Genomic DNA, 19,304 nt, shown 5'->3' with positions numbered 1-19,304 from the left:
AGACCGGCATTCGCCGGTCTTTTTTATTTGGAGGTGATCGCCTAAGCTCAGACGTTGCGGTCCGGGTCCGGGTACACCAGCGGCCCGAGCATGCCGCGGTTGAACGGCTTCCACTCGCCCTCGGGCTGCGCCAGCCGGTCGGCCACCGCATAGAGCACGGCCGGGTGCGCGCCGAGCCCCAAGTGGCTCGCCACCACCTCGATGTTCTCGGACTGCGGGCCGGTCTTCTCGAGGCTGCAGCGCCAGGCCACGACACCGTCGGTGCGGCTGAAGATCGAGGTCGTGGGCACGGGCGGCGTGGGTTCGACGAACTTCATGCGGCGCGGGTCGTGCGAGCTCTGGCCGCTCACGCCCTCGTACACGCGCCAGGCGTTGGTGGCGCGCGGGCTGCCCGAGAACGGACTGCCGAGCGTGATGACGTTGCGGATGAGGTCCTTCTGCGCCGAGGCCAAGAGCCGCGCGTAGACGCCGCCCAGGCTCCAGCCGATCACGCTGACCTTCTGGCCGCTCTTGTCGGCCAGGGTCTTGAGCAGGTCGACCATGCCGTCCTCGACGCCGGCGCGCGGGCCCAGGTTGCGGCCCTGGCCCCAGCCGTGGGCGTCGTAGCCGCGGCTGCACAGGTAGCGGCGCAGCAGCAGCGTGGACACGTCGCTGGCCACCAGGCCCGGCAGCACGAGCACGGGGTGCCCGTCGCCGCGTGGCGCGAGCTGCAGCAACGGCCACATGGCGAGGCCGGCGCCGGTTTCCCAGAGGGCGCGCGCTTCGGCCAGCAAGAGCAGACGCGACGGCGGTGCGATGGGTTCGTGGGTGGCGGTGGTCATGATGGCGGCTTCCTTTCTGTTCTTTCTTCTGTAGGACGACGATGGGGGTGCGAAGTTGCATGCCCCGTCAGACGACGACTTCATTTATCCGAGGTATTTGCCCCTCAGGTAATCAAGATAAGCCCTCGATTCGCTGGAAACATACGGAGAAACCAGCGTGAGTGTGTAGAAAGCCGCCAAACCGGGGTCGGCTTGCGCCAGCGCGTCGCGCCCCGGCACGAGCCGCTCGAACGAGAGCCAGCAGGTGGTGGTGAAGACCATCTGCAGCGCCAGGATGCGCGCCTGCTCGGCGCTGGTCTCGATCACGCCCGAAGCCACCAGCCCTTCGCACAGCGCCTGGGCCGCCAGCAGGTTCTGCGCGGTCATGGCCTGGGCGCGCTGTCCCAGGGCCGGGTATTCGCTGGCCAGGAAGGCCATGTCGCGGTAGATGAAACGGTATTCGTCGATGGCCTCGAAGCGCAGGTGCAGCGCCAGCCACAGGTCGTCGATGGCGGTGATGGAAGCCGACGAGCCGTTGAGCACCTCGAGCCGCTGCTCGAAGCGCCGGAACAGCCATTCGACGATCAGCTGCTTGGCCTTGAAGTGGTAGTGCAGGTTGCCCGGGCTCATGCCGAGCTCGGCCGCGATCTTGTGCGTGGACACGGCCGGAAGACCTTCCGCGTTGAACAGCGCAAGGCTGGTCTGCAGGATGCGATCGCGCGTGGTGTTGGAGCTGGCCACAAGCGGCGTGTTGCGTGCGTTGCGTGCCGCTCAGCGCTTGCCGCCGGCGCTGCCTGAACTGGACGGTTTCTCGAGTTTCGCGAGGCGTTCGCGTAACTGCGCCACCTCGTCGCGCAGGGCCTGCACCTCGTCGGCGCTGGGCATGCCCAGGCGTTGCAGGGCGGTGGCGACACGCTGGTCGAACACGTCCTCGAACTTGCGGATGCCGAAGGTGTCCAGGCTGGGAAAGCCGCGCGTCAGCGCCGCCTTGGCACCGGCCACGTCGGCCTTGCCGTGCCCGATGCCGAGCAGGCCTTCGATCACGTTGGCCTGGCGCTTGGCGACATCGTTGCGCACGCTGTCCAGCGCCTTGAGGCCGGCGCGCAGCAGCGCTTCGGCCTTGTTGGTGCCGACCGCAGTGTCTGCGGGCGGTGCTTTCGCAGCCGGCGCCGCCTTGCGGGGCGCGGCCTTCTTCTTGGCCGCCGGAGCCTTCTTGGCAGGCGCCGCCCTCTTCTTCAACTTTGCAGTGTCATCGGGACGGGTCGCCATGCGGTGGTGCTCCAGGGGCGGTAGAAATGAAAAGGGCGCGGTCAGCGCCCCGGGATCAGGCCGCCTTGCGGGCAGCGCGGCGAACCGGCTTCTTGGCCGCAGCGACCTTGGCCTTCACGGTGCGCACGGGGGCGGCTTCTTCGGTGCCGCTCACACGGGCTTCGATCTGCTTGGTGCCGGCGACGATGCGGTCAGCGATTTGCACCGACACGGTGGCGAAGGGCTGGTTCACGGCCGACAGGGCGTTCAGCACGGTGGTGGCAGCGGGCGATTCGATCTGGGCGACGCGGTTGGCGACGGTTTCGATGCCGCTGGTGGTGCCGGCGGCGACGCGGTCCATCACGTTCACGATGCGGCTGGTGTCGATGTCCAGGCGGTTGGCCAGGAAACCATGCACCTTTTCTTGCGCGCCGATCAGGTTGGCCTTGATCTGCTCGCTGACCAGCGGGATCTGGCGGTTGCCCAGGAACTCGCTGTAGCGCGAAGCGGCACCGCCCAGCAGGCGTTGCACGCCGGTGCGGTAGGCACCGACCAGGGTCTTGCCGGCGTCGTTGTACTGGCCGACGACGTGGATGGCGGCGGAAGCGATGTTGGTTTGCGTGGACATGTGAGATTTCCTTGAAGTTGATTGGCTCGCGGGGAATCGCGATGGGCCAATCATCTTCCGCAGGGCCTAGGCCTGGAAAACTAGAACGGTCGGAAAACTAGTCCAACTGCCCCAATTTTTTGTCCAGGCCGGGCCGGCCCTGTCGATCATGCCGCAGCGGCGCGCGGCGATGCGGCGGCCTTGCGGGCCGCGGGCCGGGGTGCGGCCTTCTTTGCCGCAGCCTTCTTCGCAGGGGCTTTCTTCGCTGCCGCCTTGACCGGCGCGGCCTTGGCAGGGGCCTTCTGCGCCGTCTTCTTGGCGGCGACGGCCTTCACCGGCGCCTTCTTGCGCGCGGCCGGCTTGCGGGCCGGTGCAGCGGCCTGGGCCTCTTCGTCCGCTTCCGGCGCGGGGGCGGCCACGGGCTTGGGCGGTGTCGCCGGTGCGCCGGAGACGGCCGGGTGCTTCTGTGTCAGTTCCATCAGCAACTTGTGCTCGGCCAGCAGGTAGTCGCCGATCTCGGTGATGTCGGGCACGGCGCGGCGGCAGGCGATCAGGCCGTAGTCCATGCGGCCGTTGTAGCTTTGCACGGTGACGTTGAGCGCGGTGCCATGGCTGGCGATCGACACCGGGTAGTAGCAGGTGACCAGCGCCCCCGCGAAGTACATCGGGAACGGCGCGCCCGCCACGTTCGAGACCGCCACGTTGGCCGCCGGCGGCAGCAGATTGACGATGCCCGAGCGCCCCACCATCGACGCGATGCCCGACACCAGCCAGGGCGCGGCGAAGGTCGGGAAGTCGTCCAGGATCACGGCCTTGAAGCGGTTCATCGTCGACTTCGAGGAATTCGACGAGGCGTTGATCGCCTTCAGCCGCTGCAGCGGATCGGTGATGTCGGTGGCCAGGCTCACGAGGATCATGCTGGCCTGGTTGTTGGCCGTCTGGTCGCCCGCCTCGCGCAGGCTCACCGGCACGCCGGCCACCAGCGGCTTGGCCGGCAGCTCGTTGTTGTCGGCCAGGTAGTGGCGCAGCGCGCCGGCCACGGTGGCCAGCACCACGTCGTTGAGCGACACGCCGAAGTGCTTGGCGATGTACTTGGTCTCGGCCAGCGAGATGGTGCGCCCGGCGAAGGTGCGCTGGTTGGTGATCGACACGTTCAGCGAGGTGCGCGGCGCGAAGAGGTTGAACTTCTTCGGCGCGGTGGCGGCCGCCTTGTCGGCCGCCTTCTCGTCGGGCTGGGCCAGGCCGCCGATGGCGCGCGCGATGGCCGGCGCCATCTTGAAGAGCTTCACGTACTGCTGCGCCGTGTTGCGCAGCGCCGCCGTGGCGAGCTCGGCCATGCCCAGCTGGTAGCCGTTGCTGCGCGGGCGCGCACGCGGCGGCTTGATCACGCGGCCGGTGGCCTCGAGGTCGAAGATGGCCTTGCCCAGCTCGACGCCGGCCTGCCCGTCGATGCCCGCGTGGTGCACCTTGGTGTACAGCGCCACCTGGCCGCTCTTGAGGCCGTCGATGATGAAGAACTCCCACATCGGCCGGCTGCGGTCCATGAGCGTGGAGTGCAGCCGTGCCACGTACTGCTGCAGCTGGCGGTTGGTGCCGGGCTTGGGCAGCGTGATGTGGCGCACGTGGTAGTCGAGGTCGATGTCGTCGTCCTCGACCCACACCGGATTGGTCATGTCGAAGGGCATCAGCGCGAGCTTGCGCGTGAACACGTCGGCCAGGTGGATGCGGCTGGCCATGAAGGCCTTGGCGTCTTCGTAAAAGTCGCCCTTGTAGCCCTTGGGCAGGTCCAGCACGTTGAGCGACCCCACGTGCATCGGCATCTCGGGGGTCTCCAGGTGCAGGAAGGTGGCATCAAGACCGCTCAGGTGTTTCATGTGTGGTTCTCCTCGTTGGGGCATGCGCCGTCCGGCAGGATACCGTGGGCATCGCGTTCGTGGGCCTTCGCTTCTTCAGTGTTTCCACCGGGGGAAGGCACGCCCGGGACAGGGGTTTGCCCCAAGGATGGCCGGGGCGCGCATCCACATGTAATGAAAAAATCGACGCGCCTCGCATGCAGCAACAACTGCTCACAGGCCGCCGCATTCACGGGGGCTTCGTACACTGTGCCGCATGACCTCTGCGCACAACGAAGACCCCCATCTCTGGCTCGAAGACATCGACGGCGAAGCCGCTCTGGACTGGGCTCGCCAGCAGAATGCACGCGCCGTTCACACCTATGCGCAGTCGCCGGCCTTCGAGGCGATCGAGCAGGGCCTGCTCGAGGTGCTCGACTCGGACGCGCGCATTCCGATGGTCAGCAAGATCGGTGCGCTGTACTACAACTTCTGGCGCGACAAGGCGCACCCCAAGGGCCTGTGGCGCCGCACCACGCTCGATGAATACCGCACGCCCGAGCCCGCGTGGGAGACCGTGCTCGACCTCGACGCGCTGGCCGCGCAGGACGGCGAGAACTGGGTCTGGCACGGCGCCGACTGCCTGGAGCCGGCGTACGAGCGCTGCCTCATCTCGCTGTCGCGCGGCGGCGCCGATGCCGACGTGGTGCGCGAGTTCGACCTGGTGAACCTGGCGTTCGTCGAAGGCGGCTTCGCGCTGCCCGAGGCGAAGAACCACGTCACCTGGAAAGACATCGACCACCTGTACGTGGGCACCGATTTCGGCCCCGGCTCCATGACCAGCTCGAGCTACCCGCGCCTGGTGAAAGAGTGGCAACGCGGCACGCCGCTGGCCGAGGCCATCACCGTGTACGAAGGCGCGCACGAAGACATGTCGGTGAGCGCCTGGAGCGACCACACGCCCGGCTTCGAGCGCGACTTCGTCTCGCGCCAGATCGACTTCTACGACAGCGAGACCTGGCTGCGCGCGCCCGACGGCACGCTCGCCAAGATCGACGTGCCCGACGACGCCAACACCGGCGTCACGCGCGAGTGGCTGCTGATCGAGCCGCGCGAAGACTGGAGCGTGGCCGGCCGCACCTACACCGCCGGCTCGCTGCTGGCGGCGCGCTTCGACGACTACATGGCCGGCGCGCGCGAGCTCACGCTGCTGTTCGAGCCCGACGACACCACCGCGCTCGACGACTACTCGTGGACGCGCCACCACCTCATCCTCAACGTGATGCACGACGTGGTGAACCGGCTGGAGGTGCTCACGCCGCCCGCGGACGGCCTGGGCGACTGGGCGCGCGACAGCCTGGGCGGCGCGCCCGCGCTCTCGTGCGTGGCGGCCGGCGGCATCGACGAGACCGAGAGCGACGACTACTTCCTGACCGTGAGCGGCTTCCTGCAGCCGACCACGCTGTACATCGGCACCCTCGGCCAGGGCGAGCCGCAGCCGCTGAAGCACAGCCCCGGCTTCTTCGACGCCTCGCGCTTTCGCGTGAGCCAGCATTTCGCGACCTCGGCGGACGGCACGCGCGTGCCCTACTTCGAGATCGCTGCGAAAGACCTGGTGGCCGACGGCACGAACCCCACGCTGCAGTACGCCTACGGCGGCTTCGAGATCTCGCTGGAGCCGAGCTACAGCGGCGGCATCGGCCGTGCCTGGCTCGAACGCGGCGGCGTGTACGTGGTGGCGAACATCCGCGGCGGCGGCGAGTACGGCCCGCGCTGGCACCAGGCCGCGCTGCAGGAGAACCGGCTGCGCACCTGCGAAGACTTCGCGGCCGTGTCGCAGGACCTGTTCGCGCGCGGCATCACCTCGCCCGCGCACCTGGGCGCCATGGGCGGCAGCAACGGCGGCCTGCTCATGGGCAACATGCTCACGCTGTACCCGCAGCTGTACGGCGCCATCGTGAGCGAGGTGGCGCTGCTCGACATGAAGCGCTACACGCAGCTGTCGGCCGGCGCCTCGTGGATCGCGGAGTACGGCGACCCGGAACTGCCCGACGAGTGGGAGTTCATCCAGACCTTCTCGCCCTACGAGAACGCCAAGGCCGGCACGCCCTACCCGCCCGCCCTTTTCACCACCTCCACGCGCGACGACCGCGTGGGGCCCGTGCATGCGCGCAAGATGCACGCGAAGCTGCTCGCGCAGGGGCACGACAGCAGCTTCTACGAGAACATGGAAGGCGGCCACAGCGCCGCCGCGGACAACAAGGCGTCCGCCTTCATGGATGCGCTCGGCTACGCCTACCTCTGGCACCACATCGGGAGACCGACATGAGCAACAGCAGCAGCACCGCCGCCACCACCCTCGAGCTGATCGGCGCGCCGACCGACATCGGCGCCAGCGTGCGCGGCGCGGGCATGGGCCCGGACGCGCTGCGCGTGGCCGGCCTGGCCGAGGCGCTGGCGGGCCAGGGCTTCACGGTGCTCGACCGCGGCAACCTCGCGGGCCCGGCCACGCCATGGGCGCCGCCGGCCAACGGGCTGCGCCACCTCACCGAGGTGATCGCATGGAACCGCTCGGTCTACGCCGCCGTCGACACCGCGCTGGGCGCCGGCCACGTGCCGGTGATGCTGGGCGGCGACCACTGCCTGGCGATCGGCTCCATCAGCGCCGTGGCCTGGCATGCGCGAAAACGCGGCAAGAAGCTGCGCGTGCTGTGGCTGGATGCGCACTCCGATGTCAACACCGAGACCACGAGCCCCAGCGGCAACCTGCACGGCATGCCGGTGTCGTGCCTGCTGGGCCACGGGCCGGCGGACCTCACGGGCTGGAGCGGCGAGCCCGCGGCGCTGGCGCACGACGCCATCCGCTTCATCGGCATCCGCAGCGTCGACGCCGACGAGAAGGAAGCGATCCGCACGCTGGGACTGCACGTGTTCGACATGCGCCACATCGACGAGAACGGCATGCGCACCACCATGACCGAGGCGCTGCAGGACGTGGACGAAGACACCCACCTGCACGTGAGCTTCGACCTCGATTGCCTCGACCCGGCCGACGCACCCGGCGTGGGCACGGGCGTGCGCGGCGGGCCGACCTACCGCGAGATGCAGCTGTGCATGGAAATGATCGCCGACACGGGCCGGCTCGGCTCGGTCGACGTGGTGGAACTCAACCCCGCGCTCGACGTGCGCAACCAGACGGCCGAGGTGGCGGTGGAGCTGATCGAGAGCCTGTTCGGCAAGTCGACGCTGGTGCGCTGAGCGCGAAGCCTGGTCAGCCGCGGTTGGGCGACGGCGCCACCGGGAAGGTGGTGGCGGCGGGGCGCGTGGCGGGCTTCGGTGCGTCCTCAGCATCGGCCGGCATGTCGGGGCCGCCGCCCTGCAGGAAGCGCTCGACCAGAGTGAAGAAGCGGTCGTAGAAACGCTCGTCGGTGAGCGTCTGGCTCGCCACCTTGACCATCGCTTCGTTGCTGCCGCCGAAGGGCAGCGAGAGCGAGCCGATGGCGCCCACGCCCAGGCTGGCCGAGTTGCTGCCCTTCTTCAGGCCGTAGCGGTCTTGCAGCGCGGTCGCGAAGGCCACTGTGCTGCGGCCGACGCCCCCTTCGCGCGCGCAGACCACGCGGAACTCGACCTCGACGTGCGTTTCGGCCGCGGGCTGGAAGCTCTTGCGCGCGGTCACGAGGTCGGCGTTGGCGGCCGTGACCATGTAGCCCTGGCTCAGCAGCGCACGGCGCGCCGCCTCGCAGGTCTGCGCCTCGCTGGCGGCGTAGTTGCGCGTGTGGGTGGTGGTGGAGTCGAAGTCTTCGGGCTCGTAGGCCTGCCCAGTGCCGAAGCTGCCGCAGCCGGCCAGCAACAGGGCCGACAGCAGGCTCGGGAACAGAAACGCCGGCACGCGGGCCGGCGAAGAGAAGAAGGCAGCAGAAGAGGTGGGGGGCATGGCAGGGCGGGAAGGACACCGGATGCTAACCAACCGGCGGCTTCGCTTCGAGCCCCCGGCGGGCCGGGGGTTCCCGAAAGGCCCTGAAAGCCCCAGCGCCGACTTCAGGGGTACAGACCGCGTTCCTGGCGTGCCATCAGGATGCGCTCGCAGGCGACCGCGTAGGTGGCGGTGCGCAGCGGGATCTTGTGCTTGTCGGCCGTGTCCCAGATCTGGTTGAGCGCGTTCATCATGATGCGATCGAGGCGCACGTTGATCTCGTCCTCGTCCCAGAAGAAGGACGAGAAGTCCTGCACCCATTCGAAGTACGAAACCGTCACGCCGCCGGCGTTGCAGATCACGTCGGGCACGACCAGCACGCCGCGCTCGGCCAGGATGTCGTCCGCCTCGGGCACCGTCGGGCCGTTGGCGCCTTCGAGCACCAGCTTGGCGGTGGTCTTCTTGGCGCGTTCGGCCGTGAGCTGACCTTCGAGGGCGGCCGGGATCAGGATGTCGCAGGTCACGTCCCAGAAGTCTTCGTTCGGCACGATGTCGCCGCCGGCCTTGAAGCCGACCACGCCGTCGGTGCGCGAGATGGGCACCAGCTGGGTCAGATCGAGGCCGTTGGTGTTCACGATGGTGCCGGTGTGGTCCTGCACCGCGACGATCTTGGCGCCTGCTTCGACGAAGAGTTCGGCCGCGACCGAGCCCACGTTGCCGAAGCCCTGCACCGCGATGCGCGCGCCGCGCAGGTCCATGCCCAGGCGGCGGGCCGCTTCGCGGCCGGTGACGAACACGCCGCGGCCGGTGGCCTTCACGCGGCCCAGCGATCCGCCCAGGTGCAGCGGCTTGCCGGTGACCACGCCGGTGGCGGTGCCGCCGACGTTCATCGAGTAGGTGTCCATCATCCACGCCATGATCTGCGCGTTGGTGTTCACGTCGGGCGCGGGGATGTCGGTGTGCGGGCCGATGATGATGCCGATCTCGCTGGTGTAGCGGCGCGTGACTTTCTCGAGCTCTTGCAGCGACAGCTTCTTCGGGTCGACGCGGATGCCGCCCTTGGCACCGCCGTACGGCAGGTTGACGGCGGCGGTCTTGATGGTCATCCAGGCCGACAGCGCCATCACTTCTTCGAGCGTGACGTCGGGGTGGAAGCGCACGCCGCCCTTGCCCGGGCCGCGGCTCATGTTGTGCTGCACGCGGTAGCCCTCGAAGTGGGCGATGGTGCCGTTGTCCATCTCGATCGGCACGTCGACGATCAGCGCGCGCTTGGGGCGCTTGAGGGTTTCGACCCAGCGCGCCAGCGGGCCGAGGTACGGCACGACGCGATCGACCTGCGACAGGTAGGTGCCCCAGGGGCTGTTGGCCGTCGGATTGACGAAGGAGAGTTTCTCGTTCATGGAAGATTCCCTTGGTTGGAATAGATGGGCGCAACGATATGCCGACTGAGGGCCGCGCGCCATGGCTTATGCATGCCGCGATGGCGGTTATGCAAGAGAAGTTGGAAGGCCCCTTGCGGTCCCTCTCGGCGCGGCCCGATGCAGGTGGATACGCACATGACAAAACCGTCATCCAGACGTTATCGGTCGCGTGGATGCGCTTCGTACAGTCGCTCTCACCAACCAAGCAACCACCTCAAGGAGTGAACGAACATGAAGCTGTCTGCCACCACCCGCCTTCTGAACACCGCCGCCGTCGCCGCCCTGCTGGGCCTGGCCGCCGCGCCGAGCTTTGCCGGCAACTACGCCGAAGGCGACCCGCGTCCCGCGCCCTTCGCGTCGTCGACGACGCGCGCCGCCGTGACGGCCGACGCCCAGCAGTGGCTGAAGACCGCGCCCACCCAGGGCTACAACGAGAACATGGGCCAGGAGCCGGTCGTGGTCTCGGCCAACAGCCGCGCCGCCGTGGCCGCCGACACCCAGCTGTGGATCCGCTCCGGCCTGGCCGCCCAGCAGTCGGGTGAAGCCGGCGCCGACACGTCGCGCCCCGGCTACCGCGAAGCCCAGGCCGCCTACACCAAGCTGCGCGAAGGCCCGGCCTACGGCGCGCTGGTCGACCAGCTCTCGGGCCGCCAGGCCGCCGCACCGGCCGCGACCACGGTGCGCTGAACAGAGAAACCACGGTTTCCGGTAGTCCAAGGAACTGCGAAAGGGTAGCTCAACGGCATTTCCTTGGTTCTATCTCCTATGGCCTGCCCAAGTAGGCCGCATTTCTTGCAGCCGATCGATGTGTGAGCCGGATAATCTTCGAATGCTCGATCTCGACCGCATCGATCTGCGCCTGCTGAAGATCCTTCAGGAAGACGGCCGCATCACCAACCTCAAGCTGGCAGAGGCGGTCGCGCTGTCCCCCACCGCCGTGCTGGCGCGCGTGCAGCGCCTCACGCGCGACGGCTTCATCCTGGGCTACGAAGCCCGGCTCGACCCCTACAAGCTGGGGCGCGGCTTCACCGTGTTCGTCGAGGTCCTGCTCGACCGCACCACCGCCAACGTCTTCGACCAGTTCAAGGCCGCCGTGCAGGTGCGCGACGAGATCATGGAATGCCACATGGTCGCCGGCGGCTTCGACTACCTCCTCAAGACCCGCATGGCCGACATGGCCGCCTACCGCGAGTTCGCCGGCACCGTGCTGTGGCAACTGCCCGGGGTGCGCGAGACGCGCACGTATGCGGTGATGGAAGAGGTGAAGAGCAGCGCGCGCCTGCCGCTCGGGGTCTGAGGCGCACGCCCGCCTGAGGCGTTTGGGTCGGCGTTATTGCATGCGACAATTAAATTTTGTCGACAATATGTCGTCCCACGCCACGTGGGCGGCACGCCCCCGAAGAAGCAAACCATGGAAAACGAGCCTGGAAAAACGCTGTCCCAGACCATCTCGGACCGCCTGGCCGAGGAAATCGTGCTGCGCCGTTTCCAGCCCGGCGAGCGCCTGGACGAACAGACGATCGCGACGCGCTTCGGCGTCTCGCGCAGCCCGGTGCGCGATGCGCTGCGGCAGCTGGCCTCGACCCGGCTGATCGAGCACCTGCCGCGCCGCGGCTTCTCGGTGGCGACGATGGCGCCCGCCGATCTGGACGGCCTCTTCGAAGCCTCCGGCGAACTGGAAGCCCTGTGCGCCAAGCTGTGCGCGCTGCGCGCCGCGCCGTCGGAGCGCAAGCGCATCGAGTTCGTTCATCAGCAAGCCGGACGCGCCGCGGCCGAGGGCGACGCGAAAGCGTACGCCGCGCTGAACGAGGAATTCCACGCGCTGATCTACGCCGGCGCCCGCAACAAGACGCTGCAGGACCTCGCACTGAGCCTGCGGCAGCGCCTCGCGCCCTTCCGCTCGCAAGGCTTCTTCACGACGGAAAACCGCCTGCAGCATTCCCATGTCGAGCACGACGCCCTCGTTGCCGCCCTGCTGGCGCACGACGGTGACGCCGCCGCCGCCGCCATGCACAGCCATGCGGCCAACTCGGCGATGAACGTGCTGCAGCACTTCGACGGCAGCGCCTCCCGCACCCCGTCTTCCAGCGCCGCCGCCTGACGCGGCTGCCGCGCCCTCTCCCTCCCTCCCGTTTCCGCTGCCCGCCCCGGCCCGCCGCTCCCGGCGCAGGCCGGCCGCGGCATGCGTCCGCACGTCCGTTTCAGGCATGCCGCGACAAACCCTTGACGTTCGTGAACACCAAAACATAAAATTGCACACAATTCGCAGACACTGAATGCAAAACACCTGTCGCGGATTCCAACCCACCTACAAAAGAGGAGTCAATCGAATGTCCTGGATCGCGCTCGCCACCTACCGCCGTGCCGGCGGGCTTGCCCCCGCCCTGGTGCTGGACGACCAGCTGTACGACCTGGAGGCGGCCCGCGCGGCCGGCCTGCCGCCGCTGCCCGAGGCCTGGGTGACGCAGGGCGTCGAAGCCATGCTGCGCGACTGGGCGAACGCCCAGGCCTGGCTGCGCGACGCCACGCCCATCGCCGCCGCGCTCGCCGCCTCGGGCGCGATCCGGCCGGTGGCCGACGGCACCGCGGCCGTGGCTGCGCCCTTCGTGCCGAGCCGCATCTTCTGCGCCGCCTCGAACTACGCCTCGCACGCCAACGAAATGGGCACCGTGCTGGCGGCCAAGTCGCAGAGCAAGCCGTACATGTTCCTGAAGCTCTCGAACACGGTGATCGGCAACGGCGAGACGATCCAGATGCCGCCCGAAACCAGCAAGCTCGACTGGGAGGTCGAACTCGCCGCCGTGATCGGCAAGCGCTGCCGCCGCATCTCGGTCGAGGACGCGCTCGACGCCGTGGCCTGCTACACGATCGTCAACGACATCTCGGCGCGCGACCTCAACATCCGCGGCGACTACCCGTTCAAGCACGACTGGTTCCAGGGCAAGTGCCACGACACCTTCGCGCCCATCGGCCCGTGGCTGGTGCCCGCCTGGCAGATCCCCGACCCGCAGGCCGTGCAGATGCGCCTGGACGTGAACGACGAGCCCATGCAACAGGACAGCACGGCCAACATGATCTGGACGGTGCGCGAGCAGATCGCCTACCTCTCGACCATCGTCACGCTCGAACCCGGCGACGTGATCGCCACCGGCACGCCCACCGGCGTGGGCATGGGTCGGGGTATCTACCTGAACGCAGGCGACCGGCTGGTGGCGAGCATCGAAGGCATCGGACGGCTGTCCAACCAGGTGCAGGCAGAGCGCCTCTGAGCGTCCGCACGGCGGGGCCACGGCCCCGTTCTTTCGAATCACGAACAACAAGGTATGGAGACAAAGACATGCAACCCACCCGCAGAGGATTGGCCGCACTCGCGCGCGCGCTGACCGGCATCGCCTGTTGCAGCGCGCTGCTGCTGCCCGCGGCGCCCGCCGCCGCCCAGGAGAAGGTCACCTACAACATGGCCTGGCTGCCGCAGGGCAGCTCGGTGGGCGTGATCGTCGCGCAGGCGCAGGGCTACTTCCGCGAGCTGGGCCTGGACACCGCCATCGTGCGCGGCTACGGCGGCAACCGCACCGCCAATGAGCTCGACCAGGGCCAGTTCGAGTTCGGCTACGTCGACCCGATCAGCCTCGTGCTCAACCGCGCCAACGGCGGCAAGATCCGCATGATCGGCGCCATCAACACGCGCTGGCCCGCGGGCATCTGCTTCGACACCAAGCGCCACCAGCCGAAGACGCCGGCCGACATGAAGGGCCTGCGCCTGGGTGGCGGCTCGGCCTCGCCGGTGCACAACGTCGTGCCCGCCTGGCTGGAGCTGAACCGCCAGCCCAAGGACAGCATCCGCCTGCTGCGCATGGACCCCGCCGTGGTCGACGCCTCGCTGATCGAAGGCAAGGTCGACCTGGCCGAGTGCTGGCGTGGGAGCAACCGCGCCGTCACGCAGAAGCAGGCCCAGGCCGCGGGCGTGACGCTCGGCTGGATCGAGTACAGCGACTTCGGCCTGGACGCCTACGGCAGCGGCTTCGCGGCCAGCGAAGACCTGATCCGCAAGCGCCCCGAGGTGGTGAAGAAGTTCCTGCGCGCCTCGTACCGCGGCTACGAGTTCGCCATGGCCAACCCCGAGCAGGCGGCCGATCTCATGGTGAAGATGTTTCCCACCACCGACCGCGCCGTGGCGCTGGCGCAGATCAAGGACATGAACGACCTGCTGGTCGACCCGGCAGCCAAGGCCAAGGGGCTGGGCCACCTGCGCGATGACCGCATGCGCGCCACCGTGCAGTTCGTCGACAAGGCCTTCGGCCTGGGCGGCAAGGTGAAGCCGCAGGACGCGTACAGCAACGACCTGCTCGCACCATGAGCGCGGGAGCAACACCGATGGTTCAACGCCCCCGTCCCCAGCGCCTCGGGCACGTCGTGCTCAACGTGCGCGACCTCAAGGCCTCCGTGCGCTTCTACACCGAGATCGTCGGGCTGGAAGTGTCCGACCACATCGAGGACCAGATGGCCTTCTTGCGCTGCGGGAACGACCACCACGACCTGGCGCTGGCGCAGATTGCGCCCGGCGATCCGCAGCATGCGGCCACCTACACGCCGGGGCGGCCCGGGCTGGAGCACTTCGCCTACCAGCTCGGCTCGCTGGCCGAGATCGAGGACGCCGCGCGCTACCTGCAGGCGCAGGGCATCGACATCGTGCGCGGTATCGGCAAGCACGGGCCCGGCGAGAACCTGTTCCTCGTGTTCAAGGACCCCGACGGCAACTACTGCGAGTTCTACGCGGAGATGGTGCAGATCACGCCCGCGCAACCCTACACGCCCCGCGTCTGGAAGAACGACCTCGCGGCCTTCGACCAGTGGCACTTCGACCGGTTCGTGGTGCCGCCGCCCGAGTGGGGCCCGCGCACGGCCCGGGACGAAGGCAGCGACGACCCCAAGCGCTGAACGCGCCGCACGGCACGGCACGGCACGGCACGGCACGACAAGACAAGACAAGACAAGACAAGACAAGACAAGACAAGACAAGACAAGACACGACACATAAAAAGACCCGGAGACAAGACACATGCACCCCGCCCCTTCCTCGCGCGCCGAATCGTGGCGCCGCTTCACCGACCCCGCCCTGCTGTTCCTCGCACTGGGCCTGCTGTGGGAAAAGTCGGTCGACGTGTTCGGCATCAAGCGCTACCTGCTGCCGCCGCTGTCGCAGGTGCTCGACAGCCTGTGGACGAACCGCATGGCGCTGCTCGTGCAGTCGTGGGTCACGACGCAGGAGGTGCTGGCCGGCTTCGCGCTCGCGGCCATCGGCGGCGTGCTGCTCGGTCTCGCGATCCACGCCATCCCGGTGGTGCGGCGCGCGCTGTACCCGCTCATCGTGGTGTTCCAGGGCCTGCCCAAGATCGCGCTGGCGCCGCTCATGGTGATCTGGTTCGGCTACGGCGACACCTCGAAGGTGCTGATGGCCTTTCTCTTCGCCTTCTTCCCGGTGGTGATCGCCACCATGGGCGGGCTGGCGGGCACGCCGGCGCACCTGGTGGAGCACTTCCGCGCCATCCGCGCCTCGTCCTGGACCACCTTCCGACGCCTCTACGTGCCCTCGGCGCTGCCGTCGATCATGGACGGGCTGCGCTCGGCCATGCCGCTGGCCGTGATCGGCGCGATCGTGGGCGAGTTCGTCGGCTCCGAGCGCGGGCTCGGCCACCTCATCCTGGAGGCCAACGCCAACGCGCGCACCGACTACCTGTTCGCCGCGCTGGTGGTGATCTCGGTGGTCGCCGGCCTGCTGTACCTGCTGGTCGAGCTGGCCGCCCAACGCGTCTGGTGGCGCGGGCTCTGAGCCTTCACCCCTCTTTCTCTTTCGTCCTTTCAAAGATTTCAACTCAGGAGACATCCCCATGGCCAAACTGCGTCACATCGCCCTTGCCGTTCCCGATCCCCAGAAGGCGGCCAAGTTCTACAGCGAGGTCTTCGACCTCACCATCGTCGAACCCACGCACTCGCCCATCGCCGACGGCGTGTACCTCACGGACGGCACCATCTGCCTGGCGCTGCTGAACTACAAGACCGACGAGGCGGCAGGCCTTGAAAAGGGCAAGGACTGGATCGGCACGCATCACTTCGGCTTCTGGGTCGACGACCTGGACGCGCAGCGCAAGGCCATCGAGGACAACGGCGGCACCTTCTTCATGGACCTGCCGCACGACAAGAAGAGCCTGTACTACGAGATGAAATTCCGCGACCTCGACGGCGTGGTCTTCGACATCTCCGAAGGCGGCTGGGTGGGGGCCCGCAAGTGAAGCCTGGGACCGTGGCCACCGGCGAGGCGACGGTGCGCGCCCCCGGAGCCATCGACACAGCGATCGGCGTCAGCCGCGTCGCCAAGACCTTCGACGCGCGCCACAGCGTGCGCGCGCTGGAGCAGGTCGACTTCACGGTGCAGCGCGGCGAGTTCGTCTCGATCCTCGGGCCGAGCGGCTGCGGCAAGAGCACCCTGCTGCGCATCGTGGCCGGGCTGATCCAGCCCGACGCGGGCGGTGAGGTGCGCGTGCTCGGCCACCTGCAGACGCGGATGTCCGACGACGTGGGCGTGGTGTTCCAGACCCACAACATGCTGCCGTGGGAAACCGTGGAAGCCAACATCCGCCTCGCGGCCGAGGTGCGCAAGCTGCCGAAGAAGGACATCGACGAACGCGTGGAAGCGCTGCTGCCGATCCTCAAGCTGGAGAAGTTCCGCCGCAACTACCCGCACGAACTCTCGGGCGGCATGCGCCAGCGCGCGGCGCTGGGGCAGATCCTCGTGATGCGGCCCCAGGTGCTGCTGCTCGATGAGCCCTTCGGCGCGCTCGACGCGCTCACGCGCGACCAGCTCAACGTCGAGCTGCTGCGCCTGTGGCAGGAGATGCGCCAGACGGTGATCCTCATCACCCACAGCATCTCGGAGGCCGTCTTTCTCTCGGACCGCGTGCTCGTGATGTCCGAGCGGCCGGGACGCATCGTCGAGGACATCCGCATCGACCTGCCGCGCCCACGCGACCCGCGCACCACCAAGGAAGCGGCCGCCTTCGGCCACTACGTGGTGCAGCTGGGCCACCTGATGGGCGTCGACTGACGCCGCCCGTCGCCCCTCTTCGTTCTTCTTCCGGAGCTCTCTGCCTTGAACCTCTCGAAATTCCACGGCGTGGTGCCCGCCATGGCCACGCCTTTCACCGCCGACCACCGGCTCGACGAAGCCCGCGTCGGCGAGCTGATCGACAGCTACATCCGCGCCGGCGTGCACGGCATTTCCGTCGCCGGCAGCCAGGGCGAGTTCTTCGCCCTGGAGCGCGACGAGCACATCCGCCTGCTGGAGCTGTCGATGCGCGCCATCGACGGCCGCGTGCCGTTGTATGCCGGCACCGGCGGCGCTACCACGCGCGACGCCATCGCGCTCACGCAGGCCGCCGAAGCCCTGGGCGCCGACCTGGCGCTGGTGATCACGCCGTACTTCGTGCAGCCCACGCAGGACGAGCTGGTCGCCCACTACACCGCCGTGGCGCGCGCGACGAAGCTGCCGGTGATGCTCTACAACAACCCGCCGCGCACCGCCGTCAACGTGCTGCCCGCCACGCTCGCGCGCTGCATGCAGGCGGCCGACAACATCGTGGGCATGAAGGACTCGGGCGGCGACCTCACGCAGTCCATCGAGTACCTGCTGACCGCACCGCGCCCCGCGCTGCTGTTCTCGGGCCGCGACACCATCGCGCTGTCGATGATGTTCCACGGCGCGCAGGGCACCATCTCGCCCGCCGCCAACGTGTTCCCCGAGCTCATGGTGCGCATGTACGACGCGCTGCGCGCCGGCCGCCACGACGAGGCGCTGCGCGTGTCGAACATCTTCGCGCCGCTGCGCGCGGCCTGGGCCTGGGGCTCGTTCCCGGTCGTCATCAAGGAAGCGATGACGCTCGCGGGCCGCAGCGCCGGGCCGACGCGCCCACCCGTCGCCGCGCTGCCCGAGAAGGTGCGCGCCGACCTGCGGGCCGTGGTCGAGCGCATCGGCGCCAGCGCGTAACCCGCCATGCCGCCGAACCCCGCAGCCGGCGACGGCGAGCGCCGCTACAACGCGCGCCTGGCCGTCCCGCACTACCAGGACATCTTCGACGGCTGGGCACGCGCGTCCGCCGCGGTGCGCGAGCGCGCCCGCGCGCGGCTCGACATCGCCTGCGGGCCGCACGCGGCCGAGCGCCTCGACCTGTTCCTGCCCGAGGGCCGCCCGCGCGGCACGCTGATGTACATCCATGGCGGCTACTGGCGCTCGCTCGACAAGAGCGACGCCTCGCTGGTTGCACCGCCCTTCACCGCCGCGGGCTACGCGGTGGCGGTGGTCAACTACGCGCTGTGCCCCGCAGTGAGCGTGGAGACCATCGTCGCGCAGATGCGCAGCGCGGCAGCCTGGCTCGCCGCGCACCACGCGCAGTGGGACGCACCGCCCGGACGCCTGTTCGCCTGCGGCCATTCGGCCGGCGGGCACCTGGCAGCGATGCTGCTGGCCACCGAACCCGAAGTGAAAGCCGCCGTCTGCATCAGCGCGTTGTACGACCTGCGCCCGCTGCTCGACGTGCCGTCGGTGATGGAGGCCACGCGCTTCACGCCGCACAGCGCAGCAGTCCTGAGCCCAGCCCTGTTGCGACCGGTCTCTGCCGCACCCCTGCTCACCGCGCTGGGCAGCGAGGAGAACGCCGGCTTTCACGAACAATGCGGGATCATCCGGCGCCAGTGGCACGACGTGCACGCCGGCCACATCGACTGCCCCGGCCACGATCACTTCTCGATCCTCGACGCGCTGACGCAAGCCGACGGCGCCATCGCGACCGCGGCACTCCGCCTGATGCGGTCTTTCGACGACACACCTTCCCCATGATTTCTGACAGCGCTCTCGACACCCTTTTCCGCCAGGCCCGTTCGCACAACGGCTGGCTGCCCCGACCGGTCAGCGAAGCGCAGCTGCGCCAGATTCACGAGCTCGTGAAATGGGGGCCGACCTCGGCCAACTGCTCGCCGATGCGCGTGGTCTTCGTGCGCACCGACGGGGGTCGCGAACGCCTGCGGCCCCTGCTCTCACCCGGCAATGTCGAGAAGACGATGACGGCGCCCGTCACCGCGATCCTCGGTTTCGACACGGCCTTCTACCGCGAGCTGCCGCGCCTCTTTCCGCACCGGCCCGCGATGCAGGACGACTTCACCGGGCCCGACAAGGAGGCGCACGCGCTGCGCACGGCCTTTCGCAACGCGAGCCTGCAGGCGGGCTACTTCATGCTCGCGGCACGCGCCATCGGGCTGGATTGCGGGCCGATGTCGGGCTTCGATGCCGCAGGCATGGACGCAGCGTTCTGGCATGGCACGTCGGTACGCACGAATTTCCTGTGCAACCTCGGCCACGGCGACCCTGCCCAGCTGTTCGACCGCCACCCGAGGCTCGCGTTCGAAGAAGCCTGCCGCTTCGCCTGAGGGTCG

21 protein-coding genes are annotated in these 19,304 nt (G+C 68.6%); 14 read left to right on the top strand and 7 right to left on the bottom strand.

Annotated elements, in window-relative coordinates; all coding sequences use genetic code 11:
• Positions 1 to 47: 47 nt before the first annotated feature.
• From AC57B8_RS13320 to AC57B8_RS13300, 5 genes are all read right to left on the bottom strand, one after another.
• On the bottom strand, positions 48 to 821 hold the full coding sequence (locus tag AC57B8_RS13320; protein ID WP_095950078.1) for an esterase/lipase family protein: 774 nt from the start codon (positions 819 to 821) through the stop codon (positions 48 to 50).
• 84 nt (positions 822 to 905) lie between these two features.
• Complete coding sequence (locus AC57B8_RS13315) at positions 906 to 1,541, bottom strand: TetR/AcrR family transcriptional regulator (protein WP_095746972.1); 636 nt, start codon at positions 1,539 to 1,541, stop codon at positions 906 to 908.
• 30 nt (positions 1,542 to 1,571) lie between these two features.
• Positions 1,572 to 2,069 (bottom strand): phasin family protein, encoded by a 498-nt coding sequence (locus tag AC57B8_RS13310; protein WP_496479836.1) that lies wholly within the window; start codon positions 2,067 to 2,069, stop codon positions 1,572 to 1,574.
• A 55-nt stretch (positions 2,070 to 2,124) separates the two neighbouring features.
• Positions 2,125 to 2,676 (bottom strand): hypothetical protein, encoded by a 552-nt coding sequence (locus AC57B8_RS13305; RefSeq protein ID WP_095950081.1) that lies wholly within the window; start codon positions 2,674 to 2,676, stop codon positions 2,125 to 2,127.
• Between the two features lie 146 nt (positions 2,677 to 2,822).
• A complete protein-coding gene (locus AC57B8_RS13300) occupies positions 2,823 to 4,529 on the bottom strand; it encodes a WS/DGAT/MGAT family O-acyltransferase (RefSeq protein WP_070063828.1) in 1,707 nt (568 codons plus the stop codon).
• Positions 4,530 to 4,764: 235 nt separating this feature from the next.
• Between AC57B8_RS13300 and AC57B8_RS13295 the strand changes: the two genes are divergently transcribed.
• A complete protein-coding gene (locus AC57B8_RS13295) occupies positions 4,765 to 6,816 on the top strand; it encodes a prolyl oligopeptidase family serine peptidase (RefSeq protein WP_496479835.1) in 2,052 nt (683 codons plus the stop codon).
• Complete coding sequence (gene rocF / locus AC57B8_RS13290) at positions 6,813 to 7,745, top strand: arginase (protein ID WP_496479834.1); 933 nt, start codon at positions 6,813 to 6,815, stop codon at positions 7,743 to 7,745. Before AC57B8_RS13295 ends, rocF begins: the two co-directional genes overlap by 4 nt.
• 13 nt (positions 7,746 to 7,758) lie before the next feature.
• Here rocF and AC57B8_RS13285 read toward each other — a convergent pair whose 3' ends face one another.
• On the bottom strand, positions 7,759 to 8,421 hold the full coding sequence (locus tag AC57B8_RS13285; RefSeq protein WP_492745463.1) for a DUF2242 domain-containing protein: 663 nt from the start codon (positions 8,419 to 8,421) through the stop codon (positions 7,759 to 7,761).
• A 104-nt stretch (positions 8,422 to 8,525) separates the two neighbouring features.
• Complete coding sequence (locus tag AC57B8_RS13280; protein WP_070063824.1) at positions 8,526 to 9,800, bottom strand: Glu/Leu/Phe/Val family dehydrogenase; 1,275 nt, start codon at positions 9,798 to 9,800, stop codon at positions 8,526 to 8,528.
• A gap of 252 nt (positions 9,801 to 10,052) precedes the next feature.
• On the opposite strand from AC57B8_RS13280, the gene AC57B8_RS13275 reads away from it, so the two are divergent.
• The 12 genes from AC57B8_RS13275 to AC57B8_RS13220 all read left to right on the top strand — a co-directional run bounded on the left by AC57B8_RS13275 (position 10,053) and on the right by AC57B8_RS13220 (position 19,298).
• On the top strand, positions 10,053 to 10,508 hold the full coding sequence (locus AC57B8_RS13275; RefSeq protein WP_307696727.1) for a hypothetical protein: 456 nt from the start codon (positions 10,053 to 10,055) through the stop codon (positions 10,506 to 10,508).
• Between the two features lie 142 nt (positions 10,509 to 10,650).
• Positions 10,651 to 11,118: an Lrp/AsnC ligand binding domain-containing protein gene (locus tag AC57B8_RS13270; RefSeq protein WP_062478450.1), complete on the top strand. Its 468-nt coding sequence runs from the start codon at positions 10,651 to 10,653 to the stop codon at positions 11,116 to 11,118.
• Between the two features lie 114 nt (positions 11,119 to 11,232).
• On the top strand, positions 11,233 to 11,922 hold the full coding sequence (locus AC57B8_RS13265; protein ID WP_095950084.1) for a GntR family transcriptional regulator: 690 nt from the start codon (positions 11,233 to 11,235) through the stop codon (positions 11,920 to 11,922).
• 229 nt (positions 11,923 to 12,151) lie between these two features.
• Positions 12,152 to 13,090, top strand: a complete 939-nt coding sequence (locus tag AC57B8_RS13260; protein ID WP_496479833.1) for a fumarylacetoacetate hydrolase family protein — start codon at positions 12,152 to 12,154, stop codon at positions 13,088 to 13,090.
• A gap of 68 nt (positions 13,091 to 13,158) precedes the next feature.
• On the top strand, positions 13,159 to 14,178 hold the full coding sequence (locus tag AC57B8_RS13255) for an ABC transporter substrate-binding protein (RefSeq protein ID WP_496479832.1): 1,020 nt from the start codon (positions 13,159 to 13,161) through the stop codon (positions 14,176 to 14,178).
• A gap of 17 nt (positions 14,179 to 14,195) precedes the next feature.
• Positions 14,196 to 14,759, top strand: coding sequence for a VOC family protein (locus AC57B8_RS13250; RefSeq protein ID WP_496479831.1), 564 nt, complete (start codon positions 14,196 to 14,198; stop codon positions 14,757 to 14,759).
• Positions 14,760 to 14,880: 121 nt separating this feature from the next.
• A complete protein-coding gene (locus AC57B8_RS13245) occupies positions 14,881 to 15,651 on the top strand; it encodes an ABC transporter permease (RefSeq protein ID WP_496479830.1) in 771 nt (256 codons plus the stop codon).
• Between the two features lie 58 nt (positions 15,652 to 15,709).
• Entirely contained in the window at positions 15,710 to 16,111 is a 402-nt protein-coding gene (locus tag AC57B8_RS13240; protein WP_095746984.1) for a VOC family protein, read from the top strand.
• Positions 16,108 to 16,923, top strand: coding sequence for an ABC transporter ATP-binding protein (locus AC57B8_RS13235; protein WP_307590426.1), 816 nt, complete (start codon positions 16,108 to 16,110; stop codon positions 16,921 to 16,923). The genes AC57B8_RS13240 and AC57B8_RS13235 overlap by 4 nt, the downstream gene beginning before the upstream one ends.
• A 45-nt stretch (positions 16,924 to 16,968) precedes the next feature.
• Positions 16,969 to 17,862: a 4-hydroxy-tetrahydrodipicolinate synthase gene (dapA, locus tag AC57B8_RS13230; RefSeq protein ID WP_083259398.1), complete on the top strand. Its 894-nt coding sequence runs from the start codon at positions 16,969 to 16,971 to the stop codon at positions 17,860 to 17,862.
• A gap of 6 nt (positions 17,863 to 17,868) precedes the next feature.
• Positions 17,869 to 18,711 carry an alpha/beta hydrolase gene (locus tag AC57B8_RS13225; RefSeq protein WP_496479829.1) on the top strand — a complete coding sequence of 281 codons (843 nt, stop codon included), beginning with the start codon at positions 17,869 to 17,871 and terminating at the stop codon, positions 18,709 to 18,711.
• Positions 18,708 to 19,298: a malonic semialdehyde reductase gene (locus AC57B8_RS13220; protein WP_496479828.1), complete on the top strand. Its 591-nt coding sequence runs from the start codon at positions 18,708 to 18,710 to the stop codon at positions 19,296 to 19,298. Before AC57B8_RS13225 ends, AC57B8_RS13220 begins: the two co-directional genes overlap by 4 nt.
• Positions 19,299 to 19,304 lie beyond the last annotated feature (6 nt).

This window comes from Variovorax sp. BGA-UO-ETr-C22, assembly GCF_059567965.1.
Note: the sequence above shows the minus strand (reverse complement) of the source record. Positions and strands in the feature narration are given on the sequence as shown.